The 15931-nt window shown below is 31.7% G+C and carries 10 protein-coding genes and 1 tRNA gene; 5 read left to right on the top strand and 6 right to left on the bottom strand.

Going from position 1 to position 15931, the window contains the following annotated elements:
• Positions 1 to 74: 74 nt before the first annotated feature.
• The 5 genes from metF (at position 75) to ACWYN7_RS09195 (ending at position 5272) form a co-directional block, all read left to right on the top strand.
• Positions 75 to 1028, top strand: coding sequence for a methylenetetrahydrofolate reductase [NAD(P)H] (gene metF / locus ACWYN7_RS09215; protein WP_462859631.1), 954 nt, complete (start codon positions 75 to 77; stop codon positions 1026 to 1028).
• Positions 1029 to 1208: 180 nt separating this feature from the next.
• Positions 1209 to 1526 carry a thioredoxin gene (gene trxA / locus ACWYN7_RS09210; protein ID WP_462859630.1) on the top strand — a complete coding sequence of 106 codons (318 nt, stop codon included), beginning with the start codon at positions 1209 to 1211 and terminating at the stop codon, positions 1524 to 1526.
• Between the two features lie 121 nt (positions 1527 to 1647).
• Positions 1648 to 4218, top strand: coding sequence for a M1 family metallopeptidase (locus ACWYN7_RS09205; RefSeq protein WP_462859629.1), 2571 nt, complete (start codon positions 1648 to 1650; stop codon positions 4216 to 4218).
• Positions 4215 to 5132 carry a DUF58 domain-containing protein gene (locus ACWYN7_RS09200; RefSeq protein ID WP_462859627.1) on the top strand — a complete coding sequence of 306 codons (918 nt, stop codon included), beginning with the start codon at positions 4215 to 4217 and terminating at the stop codon, positions 5130 to 5132. Before ACWYN7_RS09205 ends, ACWYN7_RS09200 begins: the two co-directional genes overlap by 4 nt.
• A gap of 66 nt (positions 5133 to 5198) precedes the next feature.
• Positions 5199 to 5272 (top strand) — tRNA-Asp (locus ACWYN7_RS09195).
• A 231-nt stretch (positions 5273 to 5503) separates the two neighbouring features.
• Here ACWYN7_RS09195 and ACWYN7_RS09190 read toward each other — a convergent pair.
• From ACWYN7_RS09190 to ACWYN7_RS09165, 6 genes are all read right to left on the bottom strand, one after another.
• Positions 5504 to 6775 carry a DUF4960 domain-containing protein gene (locus ACWYN7_RS09190; RefSeq protein ID WP_462859625.1) on the bottom strand — a complete coding sequence of 424 codons (1272 nt, stop codon included), beginning with the start codon at positions 6773 to 6775 and terminating at the stop codon, positions 5504 to 5506.
• Positions 6776 to 7209: 434 nt separating this feature from the next.
• Positions 7210 to 8118: a carbohydrate kinase family protein gene (locus ACWYN7_RS09185; RefSeq protein ID WP_462859624.1), complete on the bottom strand. Its 909-nt coding sequence runs from the start codon at positions 8116 to 8118 to the stop codon at positions 7210 to 7212.
• Position 8119: 1 nt separating this feature from the next.
• A complete protein-coding gene (locus ACWYN7_RS09180) occupies positions 8120 to 9679 on the bottom strand; it encodes a glycoside hydrolase domain-containing protein (RefSeq protein WP_462859622.1) in 1560 nt (519 codons plus the stop codon).
• Positions 9680 to 9690: 11 nt separating this feature from the next.
• Positions 9691 to 11091, bottom strand: a complete 1401-nt coding sequence (locus ACWYN7_RS09175) for a DUF4960 domain-containing protein (RefSeq protein ID WP_462859621.1) — start codon at positions 11089 to 11091, stop codon at positions 9691 to 9693.
• A 17-nt stretch (positions 11092 to 11108) separates the two neighbouring features.
• On the bottom strand, positions 11109 to 12803 hold the full coding sequence (locus ACWYN7_RS09170; protein ID WP_462859620.1) for a RagB/SusD family nutrient uptake outer membrane protein: 1695 nt from the start codon (positions 12801 to 12803) through the stop codon (positions 11109 to 11111).
• 18 nt (positions 12804 to 12821) lie between these two features.
• The gene (locus ACWYN7_RS09165; RefSeq protein WP_462859619.1) at positions 12822 to 15920 is read right to left on the bottom strand and encodes a SusC/RagA family TonB-linked outer membrane protein; all 3099 of its coding nucleotides are present in this window, start codon (positions 15918 to 15920) and stop codon (positions 12822 to 12824) included.
• Between the last annotated feature and the right edge of the window lie 11 nt (positions 15921 to 15931).

Below are 15931 nucleotides of genomic sequence, written 5' to 3'. Positions count from 1 at the left end.
AAAATAAGTTTAGTGTAAAAAGTTTAGGGTTATAAAACCAAAAACGAAAAACCAAAAACGAACAACTAATTAAAATGAAAATTACAGATCACATTAAAAACGCAAACGGAAAAACCTTGTTTTCTTTTGAAATTATTCCGCCCAAAAAAGGAAATAATATTCAAGATTTATACAATAATATAGATCCTTTAATGGAATTTAATCCGCCTTTTATAGACGTAACAACATCTAGAGAAGAGTATGTATATATAGAAAAAGATGGATTGTTAGATCGAAAAATTACCAGAATGCGTCCTGGAACTGTAGGTATTTGTGCAGCCATAAAGCATAAATACGATGTAGATACTGTACCTCATGTTTTGTGTGGAGGTTTTACAAAAGAAGAAACAGAATATGTTTTGGTAGATTGCCATTATTTAGGGATTGATAATGTGATGGCCTTAAGAGGTGATGCCATGAGTCATCAAAAATATTTTAAACCAAATGAAGGTGGTAATCATTTTGCCAAAGATTTGGTAGAACAAATTCAAAATTTGAATGATGGTAAATATTTACACGATGTTGTAGAAACAAATAATTGCTCAGATTTTTGTATTGGTGTGGCTGGGTATCCAGAAAAACATTTAGAAGCCCCTTCTTTGCAAACCGATTTAAAACGTTTAAAAGAAAAAGTAGATGCAGGTGCAGATTACGTGGTTACACAGATGTTTTTCGACAATCAAAAGTATTTTGCCTTTGTAGATGCTGCAAAAAAAGCAGGAATTAACGTGCCAATAATTCCAGGAATTAAACCGATTGCTGTAAAACGTCATTTGCAATTGTTGCCACAAGTTTTTAGAATTGATATTCCTGAAACATTAATTACAGAAGTAGAAAAATGTAAAACAAATAAAGACGTTCGTCAAGTAGGTATTGAGTTTGCCATTCAACAATCTAAAGAATTATTAGCAGCAGGTGTACCTGTATTGCATTACTATTCTATGGGTAAAAGCGATAATATTCAGGCAATTGCAGCTGAGTTGTTTTAATCTGTTTTTGGGGTTCATCTACTTAATTTCTATGTTATAAATTTATATGCAAAGTTGTTAGCATAAACACAATTGATACACAAATAGTAAAAAGCGATTTTTTTGAAAACCGTAAAGTAAATAAAATGATTACTTTTGTATATCAAAATTAAAATAATAATAAAAAAAAATATAAAGAATATGGCATTAGAAATAACAGATGCAACTTTTGATGAAGTAGTATTACAGTCAGACAAACCAGTATTAGTAGATTTTTGGGCAGCTTGGTGTGGGCCATGTAGAATGGTTGGACCAATTGTTGATGAAATTCACGCAGAATACGAAGGTAAAGCTGTAGTGGGTAAAGTTGATGTTGATGCTAATCAAGAATTTGCCGCAAAATATGGTGTAAGAAACATACCTACTGTTTTAATCTTTAAAAACGGAGAAGTTGTAGATAAGCAAGTTGGTGTAGCACCTAAAAACGTATATACAAGTAAAATTGATGCTGCTATTTAGTGGTATTCTATTTATAATAACATAAAGGTTTGGCTAACGTCAAACCTTTTTTTATTTTAGAACTTTATACTTTAAGTTGCAAAAACTATGTTGCTATGTGGTAAATCCAAAATTAATTTTAATGAATAAATCCATCTTTTTTTTGTGCTTTCTTTTCATTGTTTCATGCAATAAATTTCAAGACAGTTCAAAGTCTACCATAGAAACAGGAATCTCTCTAGAACTAGCAAAATACAGAAAACAGCAAATTTCTAATGTTGTGTATAGTTTGCATTTTAAAATACCAAAACTTAAAGAAACTGCAATAGCCTCTAGATTAGAAATGCTGTTTACAGTTCATGATTTAAAAGAAAACCTTTTATTAGATTTTAACGAAGAAGCGTCTAGTTTAAAAACTTTGCTGGTTAACGGAAAAGAAGTTGAAATAAATGCTTTTAATGAGCATATTATTATCGATAAAAAAGATTTAGTTTTAGGCGATAATTCTCTTGAAATTACTTTTAATGCAGGAGAAAAGTCTCTAAATCGAAATAAAGAATTTTTATACACACTTTTAGTGCCTGATAGAGCAAGCACATTGTTTCCTTGTTTGGATCAACCAGATTTAAAAGCAAAATATAACTTAAAAATAACGGCGCCTAAAGACTGGAAAGTTTTAACAGGTGCTTTTGAACAAAATGCGATAGATATAGGGGAGTTTACAGAACATACTTTTGCTACTTCTGATAAAATGAGCAGCTACTTGTTTTCTTTTGTGGCAGGTAAATTTACAGAAGAAACCAAGAATCCTGGTGCTTTTGATATGCGTTTTTTATATAGAGAAAACAATCAAGAAAAAATAGACGAAAGTGTAGATAGAGTGTATAAAATTCATCAAAATGCAATCGATTTTTTAGAGGAATATACAGATGTAAAATTCCCATTTCAAAAAATGGATTTTGCTGCAATTCCGCCTTTTCAATATGGAGGGATGGAACATGTAGGTGCAATTCAGTACAGACAATCTTCATTGTTTTTAGATAAAAATGCAACTCAAAATCAAAAGTTAAGAAGAGCAAAATTAATTGCGCACGAAACATCCCACATGTGGTTTGGAGATTTGGTTACCATGCGTTGGTTTAACGATGTTTGGATGAAAGAAGTTTTTGCCAATTTTATGGCAGATAAAATTGTAAATCCTGTTTATCCAGAAATCAATCATAGCTTAAGTTTTATGATGTCTCATTATCCAAGTGCGTATTCAGAAGATAGAACAAAAGGTACAAATCCTATTCGCCAAAAATTAGACAATCTTAAAAATGCAGGTTCTTTGTATGGCAGAATTATTTACAATAAAGCACCAATAATGATGCGTCAGTTAGAGAATTTATTGGGTAAAGACGCTTTTCAAGAAGGGATTAAAGAATACATAAAAACCTATAAAAATTCGAATGCAGATTGGGAAGAATTGGTTACCATCTTAGATAAAAAATCAACTATTGATGTAAAAACATGGTCTGATGTTTGGGTAAATTCTTCAGGTAGACCCATTTTTACAGAAGAAATTGAATACAATTCTAGAGGAAATGTAACCAAGTTTGTGTTGCATCAACAAGCAGAAGATGGTTCAGATAAAATATGGACTCAATCTTTTAAAGTGCAATTAAAAGATGGTAGAGGGTTTGTAAAAAATATCGATATAAAAAATATGGGCAAGTCTTTCGATTTAACAGAGGCTGTAAAAGGTTTTAAACCAGGACAAATTTTATACAATACAAACGGATTTGGTTATGGAGTTTTTCCAATTTATAAAGATGAAGTTTATACCTACAAAGATCTTAAAGACGAGGTTTCTAGAGGATATCAATTCATTAATTTGTACGAAAACATGTTAATTGGAGAAATAGAGCCAATAGAAGTCTATAAATTTTATTTAGAGGATGTTAGAATAGAGGAAAATGAACTAATTTTAGGATACATTACCAGTAGTTTAAACACCATTTTTTGGAAATTCTTGAACGAGAAACAAAGGGAAGATTGGTTGCCAATTACAGAAAAAGTTTTAAAGGAAGTATTATCTAAAAACAAGCCTAAAAACATCAAAAAAACTGTGTATACATTACTATCTCAAATCGGTTATAATAGTTCTTCTCAAAAAACATTATATGCACTTTGGAGTAAAAAAGGTGAAGTAAAAAATCTTTATTTAAATGAAAATGATTACACTGCTTTAGCAATGAAATTAGCCATTTACAAGCACCCGAAATCAAAAGAAATCTTAGAAGAACAATTGATAAGAATATCGAACCCAGATAGAGCAAAACGTTTTAGTTGGCTTTTACCTTCTTTGGCGCCAAAATCTACTGATAGAGATCTTTTTATGGAATCTTTGCTATTAAAAGAAAATAGAGAAAACGAATCTTGGGTGCTTGCCGCTTTAAATAATATTCATCATCCTTTAAGGCAAACATCGGCATCTAAACATTTAAGGCCAATGTTGGCAAAATTAGAAGAAGTGCAACTTACAGGCGATATTTTCTTTCCAAAAAGATGGTTGACTTCTTCATTTGGGCATTATTCATCAATAGAAGCAATTGAAATTGTAGAAGAATTTAGGGCAGCAAATCCTAATTATAATCCTGTATTAATCAATAAATTGTTGCAAAGTACAGACGATAGTTTTAAGGCAGAAAAAATTAGAAAAGTAGAATGAAGCTATCAGAAGTAAAATCATCAGAAATTAAAAGCCTAGACCTGTTAGCCAAACAAGTTGTAGAAGGTTTTATCACTGGTATTCATAAGAGTCCGTTTCACGGATTTTCTGTAGAGTTTTCTGAGCATAAATTATACAACAAAGGAGAAAGTACACGTCATATAGACTGGAAATTATTTGCAAAAACAGAAAAACTTTACACCAAAAAATACGAAGAAGAAACCAATTTAAGATGCCATATTATTATTGATAATTCTGCTTCTATGCATTATCCAATAGTAAAAAAGCAAAACATTAATCAACTAAACAAAGTTGGTTTTTCGGCAATTGCAGCAGCATCTTTAATAGAAATTTTAAAACGACAAAGAGATGCAGTGGGTTTAAGCATTTATTCTGATAAATACGAATATTACGCGCCAGAAAAGGGTAGCGAACGACATCGAAAAATGCTCATTCATCAATTAGAGCAATTATTGGTCGCTAATTCTACAGCAACTACAGAAACCTATCTGTTTTTGCATGAAATTGCAGAAAAGATTCACAGAAGGTCTTTAATTTTTTTATTTACGGATATGTTTCAGACCACAAAAGAAGACGAAGCCCTTTTTGATGCATTAAGACACCTAAAATACAATAAACATGAAGTAGTTTTGTTTCATACGTTTGATGAAAAAACAGAAATCGGATTTAATTTTGATAATGCACCAAAGAAATTTGTTGACGTAGAAACTGGGGAAGTAATTAATGTTTTTACAGAGAATGTTCAAGAAAAATATAACGAATTGGCGTTAAAGTATTTTAGTGATTTGAAAAATAAGTGTTTACAATATAAGATTGATTATGTTCCTGTAGATATTAATAAAGGATACAATGATATTTTAACAGCATATTTGTTACAAAGAAAAAAAAAATAATTTTTTTTCTGTTTTATGTTTGCAGATATTAAAAACTGTATTATATTTGCAACCGCTAAAAGCAACGGTCTGGTAGTTCAGCTGGTTAGAATACCTGCCTGTCACGCAGGGGGTCGCGGGTTCGAGTCCCGTCCAGACCGCTTTTTAAAGAGTAAATCAAAGTAATTTGATGAAAGCCCCACTAAAATGGGGCTTTTTTATTTTCTACAGTTTCCATTTCTTTACATTTCATCCTATTAATAGTGTCTTAATCGGAGGATTTTTTTCGGATCAATACCAAAAGTTGTGGGATTGATCCTATTTAACAATTAAACGATACACCTAATTATTGATGTATCGTTTAGTTTAGTTAAAAATATTAAAAGGGGATATTATTTTATAACCTTAGAAAAATAGGTTTGATTAGTTTTAGTATCAACAACCTTTATTATGTAAATACCATTTGAAAAATCACTAAAATCAATATCTTTAGAGTTTGTAGTTAAGATTTTTTTTCCACTTAAATCATATACAGATGTCATAGCCTGTCCTGAATAGTTGATATTTAAATTATTTACAATAGGATTTGGGTAGACAGACACTTTATCAGAATTGTTAAGATTATTAGATGTTAAAGTTGTTCCATCATCTGCCAAACTTAATAAAGTGTTCTTTGTTAGTAATTTAACATTATCATTGTTTCCTGTTCCTGGAGCATACCAATCATAAACACCAGATCCGTACCAGACAATTGTTCCAAGACCTGAAGTTCTAGGGTTAAATTGTGCGCCTTGTATTTCGTTTCCATCACAATTGTCTAGTAATATTTCAGCGTTTAAAATATTTTCAAATTCAGTTCTACGATCAGCAATGGTTCCACCAATATCATCATAAATTCTTCCAAAATCTAAATTATATTGGCATGCACGGTTTTTCTTTTCAGTGTCAGCTGATAAAAATTCAATAGATTGTGTAGAAAAAGAACAGGTAGCTGTAGTTGTTGTGATGCCTGAAATATAAGAACTAGAAGAATTACCACTCCAGTTAGTGTTCCAAGCACCAGCAGTATTCGCAGCATTTACTGTAACATCTCCAAAAGTTTGATTAGGTCTATATTCCCAAGGATTAGTTAAACCATCAAAAGCACCAATAACTTCTAAAGCTTTACCTGCATAGTTTCCTAAAAAAATGTTTCCTCCGGCTTCATAGAAAGAGCGAATACTACTAATAAAAGCATCTTCTAAAGCTATACAAGCAGCATCACCACCATTCCATTCAAAACCAGTTTCTTTAATTACACAGTGTCTTGTAACACCATCTCCTTCAGTAACTCCTCTAGGCCATTCATTTAAACGTTCTGGGTAAGTTGCACCATCACTTTGTATCCAAATAGCATCATAGCTACTGATATCAGCACCTTCAGCTACATCTTGAAATGAAAAATAGGTTCCACTAATATCTGCTTGAGACGGAATAAAAACATCCATAAACCATACAGCAGCTGCTCTATCATCATCATAAGTGAATCCATCAGCAGCAGCAGAAATATTATCATTATAAGTAGGAGCTTGACCTAAAAAGGCGATACTCTTAGTTTGTGCTTTCAAATTGTAGCATTGTAATAAGAAAAAGACAGCTATTAATTTTAAAGTAATTTTTTTCATTTTAGAATAATTTAAAGTTTATTAATAATAGTTTTTACTGTTTTCTAAATTATTTACAAATAAGTGATTATTGTTTAGTGTTTGTATCAAACTAATAAGGATTTGATAAGTAGTTCAATGAGAGGTAAAGACACCTTGTTCTATATGGAGTTTAATAGTTACTTAAGTCTAATTTTATTTTTTTAATTATGATTATGTAACTAGTACTTATGATATAGTTACAGTGTTTTTTATATGTTTTACTAAGAGTAAATTGTTACATAATTAAGGGAACAATAAAAAGACTACAAATGACAGATATAATAAAATAGTAGATGAAATATATTATTTTTATTAACGGAGAAAAAGTGATAGTGATTAGGTGTTTAAACATAAAAAAGGCATCTAAATTTATTTTTTTAGATGCCTTTTTATATGAATAATCAATAATTATTTTATTGTTTCTGTGGATTTAAAAACTGATAAATATCTTCTTCTTTAATTTCTGGATTGGCACCTTCGTGACCTGCAACAATAGAACCAACAGCACAAGCAAAATCAATTGCTTTTTGTGGGTTTCCATTACTTAGTAATTGTGTTATCAGCGAAGCCAAAAAAGAGTCACCAGCCCCAACAGTATCAATTACTTTTATTAAAAAACCTGCATTATGATACAAAACACCTTTCCATAACAATACTGCTCCATGTTTTCCTTTTGTAACACATATACTATCAGTGTTGGTGTATTGAGAAATGAAGTGAATATTTTCTTCAATAGATTTTGAAGCTGAACCTAATTCTGCAGAAATCTCTAACAATTCTTCATCATTAAACTTAATAAAATCTGCCGCATTCATTAACTCTTTTAAGGTTTCTATTTTATAATGTGGAGCTCTTAAGTTTACATCAAATACCTTATAAGATTTATTGTTTTCTAGCAAATTGTATAAGGTTGTTCTAGAAACTTCATCTCGACAAGCTAAACTTCCGTATAAGAAAACATCAGAAGGAGAAACTATGTTTTTCAATGTATCATTGGTCTCAATTTTATCCCATGCTGAAGGATGCTCAATTGTATAGGAAGCAGAACCACTTTGACTAAGCTCAACAGTTACTAAACCAGTATTATAATTATCTTTTACAATAATTCCAGAAACATCTATTTCATGGTCTTGTATATAGTCTATTAATATATTTCCATCTTCGTCATTTCCTACTGCACTGATCATTGATACAGGAAAACCAAAAGATTTAATTCTCAAGGCTAAATTTAATGGAGCTCCTCCTATTTTTTTAGCGTTTTTAAAAACATCAAATAATACTTCGCCGTAACTAACAAATTTTAAGTCTTTATTATGGAACATATTAATAAGGATTTTTTAAGCTTAAGTTTGAGAATACAGTTTGATTATTATTACTAAATAAACTCCATTTTTTTCCTGTAACATCATATAATCTATTGCTAAATGCAACCTCATCGTTAATATAAAGCACACAAATATCTTCGTTTGTGGTGATGCTTACTTTGTATTCCGTATTAGTGGTAAAATTAAAAGGTACATGGTTTAAATATAAATCATTGCCATCGTTAACATTGTAAGCTGCTACTCTGTTGAAACCAGGTTCAAAAGCAAATTTAAAAGCAGTATTATTTTCTGTATCGTGATTTAATAATACTCCAAAATCTCCATTAGATTGCATCTCTAATTTAAATTCAATATGATTTGATTTTTTTAGTTTATCGAATGTTACAAGTGCGTCACTAGAAGTACCATCTAACGTAAATGTATTGTTGTTTTGAGTAACAGTACCCATTGTATTTTCTACCGTTAATGTTGCATTGTTTGTGTAAACAGGAGCAATGCTTTCAGGTTGTTTAACACTTAAAGTACCATCGTTGTTTTGAATAAGTTCATGCGTAACAATATTACCTCCCCATTCTTTATTTCCTGTATTGTTTTCTGGTGATTTTCTAGCAGTCCAACCAAATAAATAACGTTTATTTCCATCAGAAGCAGTTTTAGCTGCATATAAATAGCTTCCGTCAAAACGATCTATAGCAGGTGTTGTCCATGGTCCGTTAGGAGAAGTTGCTATTCTATAATGAGTCCCTGTATAATTACTCCAGTTTTCAGAAAATATTAAATACCAGTAATTTCCCATCTTAAAAATATCGGCACACTCTAACATAAGGTAATTCTCTTGAGGAGTAGTAGTGTAAATAGGATTCTGTATAGTCCAGTTATTGCTAGCAAGGTCATCTGTAGTAAACAACAAAAGAACAGCTTTTCTAGCGGGATCTGTTTGTGTAGACATCAACATCCAATATTTCCCATCGTCTTCATTATAAAAAACATGTGGATCTCTAAAATCAAAATCTGTATAACCAGATGGAGCAGTCATTTTAAAATTGTCCAATTTTGTCCAGTTTTCTAAATCTGTACTCGTAGCACACAAAACACTCTCTCTAGGGTTATTTTGTACATAAGGAGTATTTCCGTTATGACCTGTATAGTAAAAATAATAAGTATCTCCCGATTTTATGACTGAACCTGTTCCTACAGCAAAGTCTGGTTCGTCTGTCTCTCCATAAGGTATCATTCTACCTTTGTAGTTGAATTCCGTAAAATCTGTTGTTTCAAAATTATGTATATCATGAAACCCTTTACCAACTGGTTTTGTTTTAGCATCGTGTAGAAAGAACAAATTAAACTTTCCATCATTGTAATAAGGCATAATATCTCCTACATAACCAGATGTGTAATATGGATCTGTTTCTCCTAACCATTGTTCTGGTGGCAGTGGATATATGTTTGTTTGAGTCCCTGGATCTACAGGGACTTGAGTAAATGTGTTATCATCATTTGAGCAAGCCAAAATGGTAAACACGGATAGGTAAATAAGAATTTTATTCGTTAAGTTCATCTTTTTAAATTTTAATTATCTGCTAAATAGTTTAGACTATTAGCTGTTAATAGTTTAATATTATCAATAAAACCATTGGCTTGACTTGGTGTTCCGCTACTATCATCTTCATTATACCAATCATAAGCTCCCATAGAAATAACAACAGTATGAATATCTGAAGAGCCTCCAGGAAATTCTGCGATGGTTACACGACCATTTAAGCCATCATCCCAAGCTTCACTAGCTAAATTATTTCCTCCAGTTTGATCTCTCCAACCAGCACCATCATTATAACCTCCCCATTCTGGTAAAAACCACCATGCTGTATGGTTTAGCCTAAAAGTTCCTGCTTCTAGTAAATTGGCTTTTCCTGTAGCAAAAGTTTCTAAACCTAAAAAGATAGGATGATCTTCGTGACCTACAAATGACATTCCCCACGAGTTACCATCTACAAAACCATTGGGAAGAAAATCTCCAAAAACATTATTGGGGCCTTTACCTGAAGGAACAATATTTAATGCTTCTACATATTGAGAAGCAAATGTGGTTAACAACAAGTTTCCGCCATTATTTTGATAATTTTTTAATGCAGTAGTAACACTAGCATCTAAAGCAATAGTTGGTAAATTTGTAGCTTCATCATAATGCCACCAAATCACATCAAATTCATCTAAAGAAGCTCCGTTTTTAATATCGGTAAATGAGATGTATTGAGCTCCTGAATAGTTTGCAAATAACCAATCTGAAGCAGCAGCTTCATCTAGATTTGAAATAGCTTGCTTAGAAGCTGACGTTCCTACAAAAGCAATCACGGGTCCACTAACAGGAGTGGTAATGATAACAGTATATTCTTCAGTTAACCCTGTTGATATAACATTGAATTTTACGGGGCTAGAAAAATCAATAGTGTTTCCAGAACTAATACTTGCAGTTACTCCTTCTGATAATTCAAAAGTAGGTTGCAACGAGGTTAAATCAGTTCCCTCAGGCATTGTTAATGAAATTACTTTAGAATTATGATTAATATTGGCAGAAAGATCTCCAATTTTAAAGCTTTTAATTGGCTTTTCTGTCCCAACATTCACTTCATATTTTTTAAAGATATTTCCTCCGTAAACACTATAAGTTACAGTATTGCTAAAATCAATACTAGTTCCTAGTTCGGGAATAATACTAGTACCATTTGGAATTGCAACTTCTGGAGTAATAGCTGTAATATTTGTTCCGTAAGGTAATGTAGCTGTTATCTTACTTTCTTGATGATTGATTTCTGCATTCACATTATTTACGGTAAACGAATTGATGTTTACAGAAACATTGGTGTCAAAAGCAGACTCATCAAAATTATCTTCGCAAGCTGATAATATACTTATTAGGAGTAACAGCATGTATGACAACCTTCCTATATATTTATTTATTATTTTTTTCATTGTTTCGCTTTTTTGAGTTAGTACCTTTTGTTTTGTTTGTACAGTCCTTGACTAAAGTTTATTTGTGCTAATGGAATTGGACAATATTCTTCTTTGTTTTTGTCAAATCCAGCATCTAAATAATAACCTCTTTTTGTTTTTTCTTCAGCGTAATATGCGTTTAATGTTTCAGAAGCAATACCCCATCTCACCAAATCAAAGAATCTATACCCTTCCATGGCAAACTCTAATCTACGTTCCCAACGTAAAGCTTTACGAGCAAACTCTTGAGTCCAAACACAGTTTACACCATCTTGATATTGACTTATTAAATTGTTTGATGTATAACTGCTTGTTAAAGTTGTGCTTGCTTCAGCTCTAGCTCTAATTTGGTTAATGATAGGTAGTGCAGCATTGTGCTGTCCTAATTCTATCAAAGCTTCGGCTCTAAATAGCAACACATCAGCATAACGAATTAAAATTCTGTTTTTTGAATTTCCGTAAAAAGGATCGATGTTTACAAAACATCCACAGTCTGGTTGCACGTTTTCTTTTAACGAAGCATAATATCCGTAAGTACCAGGAGATCTATTCCAGCTTTCTTCATAAATATAATCTTCTGCATACTTAAAAGGCAATCCAGGAATGGCAACAGTATGATATAATCTAGGATCTACATCAAAACTATTTAATTGGTTATAATCTAAATCAGTATCATTAAAAGTATCAAACATTGGCAAACCATTTGCATTGGTTTTAAAAGCGTTAACCAAGTTTTGACTAGGTTTATGAAAATCACAACAACCTAAACCTTGAGGAACTGAAAGAACATCTCCAAAATTTAAACGACCATGTAATGTTCCATCATCATTTGAATATTGTACAGCAAATACAGATTCAGAACCATTTTCATAACTACCAGATAAAAAGTTAAATCCAAAATCTGCCTCTAAAGAATAACTACCTAATACTTGATCTGTTGCGTCAATTACTTTTTGTAATGTTTGTGGGTTAATATTAGTTACATTGTAATCTTCATCTTGTTCATAAGCTTGATACAATCTTGTTTTTGCCAAATACGCATATGCAGCATACTTGTTTACACGCCCTACTTGAGATTGAACAGGAGGAGTATTGTTAGCTGCAAATTCAAAATCTGAAGCTATGTTTTCCCAAAGTTCATTATCTGTTAAAGCTTTGTTTGATACTTGACTATATTCTTCAGGAGCTGTATCTTCGGTAACATAAGGAATGTTTTTGTACATAATTTTAAGCATGAAATAAAAATGTCCTCTTAAAAAATGCATTTCTCCTAATCTTGATTGTTTTTGCGGAAACTCTTCTTCTGTAATTTGATTTAATGCTGCAATTGCTTTATTAGCTCTAGAGATCCCTACGTAATAATTGTACCATAGTTTATCTAACTCGGCAAAATCTGTACGTATATTGTTAGAAATTTCAAAAAAATGAAAGGCTTGAATATCATTGGTTCCACTGCCTCCTTTGTAGGCATCATCAGCTCTAACATTTCCGTATGGCCATAAACTAAAAGGTGTGTCATAATGATCGTTTCCTAAAGCTGAATAAGCTGAAGTAACAAAACCATCAACATTTTCTGCATTAGTAACATCAGCTTCAGACAATACTCCTTTTGGTTCTATTTCTAAAAAGTCCTCACAGGACACAGTTGTTAAAATGAATAAACAACTAAATATATATACAATCGTTCTCATGATTATTGTTTTTTTAAATTATAATGAAATGTTTAATCCTAAAGTTATTGTTAGTGGCAATGGATAACCAAAACCTGGAGTTTCTGGATCAACACCAGTAAAACTAGAGGAACTTATGGTTAGTAAATTTTGTGCACTTGCATAAACTCTAAAGTTTTGGATCTTATAAGTATCTATGATGTTTTTAGGAATTGTATATCCTAATTGCAATACTCTTAATTTTAAATAGCTTCCATTTTCTATATAATACGTAGAAAATCTGGACTCTGCATTACTATCAACTGTAGTAAGTGCTGGAATTGTTGAGGTTGGGTTTTGTGGAGACCAAGCATTTAATAATCTTGTTCCTTTGTTAGAACCTACATCATCAACACTCCAAAAATCGGTTTGATATTTTGTTTGGTTTATGACATCTACATCGCCTACACCTTGCCAAAAAGTTGTTAAATCAACATTTTTGTATTCTAAAGAAACATTAAACCCATAGTTAAATCCTGGATTTGGGTTTCCTATCCACGTTCTATCATCACTATTAATTGTACCATCATTATTTAAATCTTTATATCTAATACGTCCTAAACCTTTTCCCGGTTGAATAGCTGAGTTTTCTACTTCTTGTTGTGATGTAAACAGTCCGTCAGCTACATGTCCGTACATAGAATTAATAGGTCTTCCTAAAATATTATCATCTAAACCATTTCCTCCATAGTTATTTTTTACTTCTTCAGGAAGTTTGGTAATTTGATTTCTATTGGCAGCCATATTAGCAGAAACGTCATATTTTAACCCCCAATTGGTGTTGTTTTTATAGTTTAAGGCAAATTCAATTCCTTCATTCTCCATAGAAGCTCCATTAACCCATCTGTTACCCCCTTCACCAATAGCACCTAAATATGGTGGAAGCACTAAAATATCTTCGGTTACTTTTTTATAAACATCAATACTACCTGTTAATCTTTGATTAAAGAAACCAAAGTCTAGACCTATATTGGTTTGCGTAGTAGTTTCCCATTTTAAATCATCATTTCCTGTTTGTGTAGCAATAAATCCAGAAGGTAACAAACCTGTACCTGCTCCTGATAAATCATAAGCAGTTCCGTAAGAAGTGTTCCAAGTAGGATCTCCACCTGCATAGTTTGCTAAATACAACGAATAAATAGCTTCGTTACTGATTTCTTGATTCCCTGTTTGCCCCCAACCTGTACGTAATTTTAAATCTGAAAAGAAAGATAAATTGTTTTTAGCAAATTCTTCTTTGTTAATTCTCCATCCTGCAGAAAAAGCTGGAAAGGTACCAAAGCGATTGTTTTTTCCAAATCTAGAAGAACCGTCTCTTCTAATGGTTGCAGAAAATAAGTAACGACTGTCATAATCATATGTAGCTTTTGCAAAGTAAGACATCAAGCTATACGAACTAGCAGATCCAAAAGTATAAGATTCTCCTGTTCCTGCATCTGGATACATATAATCAGGATCTTCTGATATAAAATCTTCTTTTCTTAAAAAAGTATTTCTTGCATCTTCTTTAAACATTTCTGTACCCAACAACAGATTTATACTATGGTTTTTTATAGTTACATTATATTGAGCAGTGTTAGTCCATGTCCATTTTAAATTATTTGATTGATCAATAGAAACTGAGTTTTGATCGTTTTTTAAATATCCTGACACATAACTACGTTGTAAAGATCTTTTGTAGAAATCGCTAAGATCTATACCAAAACTAGTTTTAATTGTTAGGTTATCTGTTGGTTTTAATTCAGCATAAGTATTACCAAATAAACGCATATAACTATAACCATTATCTTTATTGTATTCTAACAGCCTAACAGGGTTTTGTCTGTCATTCATTCCTCCAACAGGACCTCCCCAACCTTTTTCATCTACTGTGCGAACAGGAATAATAGGTAAAGCTCTTAATGCAGGGTCTAAAACTCCTGGATCTGAAACCTCGTTGGTTCTGTTGATTGTAAAATTTTCTCCAACTTTTAATTTACCATCAAAAAAATTATAAGATGAGTTGATACGAGATGACAAACGTTTAAAATTAGTGGTTTTTACAATTCCAACATTATCATAATATCCTAAAGAAAACATGTAAGACCCTTTTTCTGAACCGTTAGTTATAGACAAGTTTACAGAATTCGCTTTTCCTAATTGAGAAATTTCATCATACCAGTTAGTATTAGAGGCTTTAATGGTTTGTTCTGCATCTAAATACTCTGGAACATAGACTTTATTTAAAGTAGGTTGCCCATTACTAACTCCCCAGTTAAACTGATAACTTAAATTATTTGTATTGGGATCAATACCATCATTAATATTTGCTTGCCATAATACTTGTCCATATTCTTTAGCATTCAAAACGTCTAGTTTATTGGCATAGTTAGATAATGTAGAGTAAAAATCTATATTTAATCTCATTTTACCTTCTTTTCCTTGTTTGGTGGTAATAATAATAACACCATTAGAAGCTCTAGACCCATAAATACTTGCCGAGGACGCATCTTTTAATACTTGTATAGATTGAATGTCATTGGGGTTTAATTCGTGCATTCCTCCTTTGGTAGGTACTCCATCTATTACATATAAAGGATCTGTATTGTTTAAAGTACCAATACCTCTAATGTTTATTTTAGTGTTTCCACCACTTGGAGAGCCATCTGTTGAGATGTTAACACCCGGTAAACGACCTTGCATAGCTTTAATAGGGTTAGGCTCTGTTTGTTTGTTTACCCCATCCATATCTACCACAGAAACAGCCCCTGTAATATCTGTTTTTTTCTGAGAGGTATAACCAGTAACAATTATTTCATCTAATTCTTCGTTACTAGGATCTAGTTTAATAATTAAAGTAGCATTGCTATTTACAGTAACTGTTTTTGTTGAAAAACCTAAATAACTTAGCACTAAGGTTTCTCCTAAAGAAACCTTCTTTAAATTAAAATTACCATCAAAGTCGGTTGTAGTTCCAGTAGTTTTTCCTTTTATAATGATAGATACACCTGGAAGTGGCATATTATCTTCAGAAGATACTACAGTACCTTTTACGTCTACTTCTTGAGCCACCATAAAAGTGAACTGAAGAAAGAATAAAATAAATAATTTATACTTCATAATTTAGTTTT

The organism is Polaribacter sp. M10 (genome assembly GCF_054968445.1).
Note: the sequence above shows the minus strand (reverse complement) of the source record. Positions and strands in the feature narration are given on the sequence as shown.

What these genes read in the sequence shown, in the direction of transcription:
- metF (WP_462859631.1), top strand. Translation starts at nt 75, where the DNA reads ATGAAAATTACAGATCACATTAAAAACGCAAACGGAAAAACCTTGTTT.
- trxA (WP_462859630.1), top strand. Translation starts at nt 1,209, where the DNA reads ATGGCATTAGAAATAACAGATGCAACTTTTGATGAAGTAGTATTACAG.
- ACWYN7_RS09205 (WP_462859629.1), top strand. Translation starts at nt 1,648, where the DNA reads ATGAATAAATCCATCTTTTTTTTGTGCTTTCTTTTCATTGTTTCATGC.
- ACWYN7_RS09200 (WP_462859627.1), top strand. Translation starts at nt 4,215, where the DNA reads ATGAAGCTATCAGAAGTAAAATCATCAGAAATTAAAAGCCTAGACCTG.
- ACWYN7_RS09190 (WP_462859625.1), bottom strand. Translation starts at nt 6,775, where the DNA reads ATGAAAAAAATTACTTTAAAATTAATAGCTGTCTTTTTCTTATTACAA.
- ACWYN7_RS09185 (WP_462859624.1), bottom strand. Translation starts at nt 8,118, where the DNA reads ATGTTCCATAATAAAGACTTAAAATTTGTTAGTTACGGCGAAGTATTA.
- ACWYN7_RS09180 (WP_462859622.1), bottom strand. Translation starts at nt 9,679, where the DNA reads ATGAACTTAACGAATAAAATTCTTATTTACCTATCCGTGTTTACCATT.
- ACWYN7_RS09175 (WP_462859621.1), bottom strand. Translation starts at nt 11,091, where the DNA reads ATGAAAAAAATAATAAATAAATATATAGGAAGGTTGTCATACATGCTG.
- ACWYN7_RS09170 (WP_462859620.1), bottom strand. Translation starts at nt 12,803, where the DNA reads ATGAGAACGATTGTATATATATTTAGTTGTTTATTCATTTTAACAACT.
- ACWYN7_RS09165 (WP_462859619.1), bottom strand. Translation starts at nt 15,920, where the DNA reads ATGAAGTATAAATTATTTATTTTATTCTTTCTTCAGTTCACTTTTATG.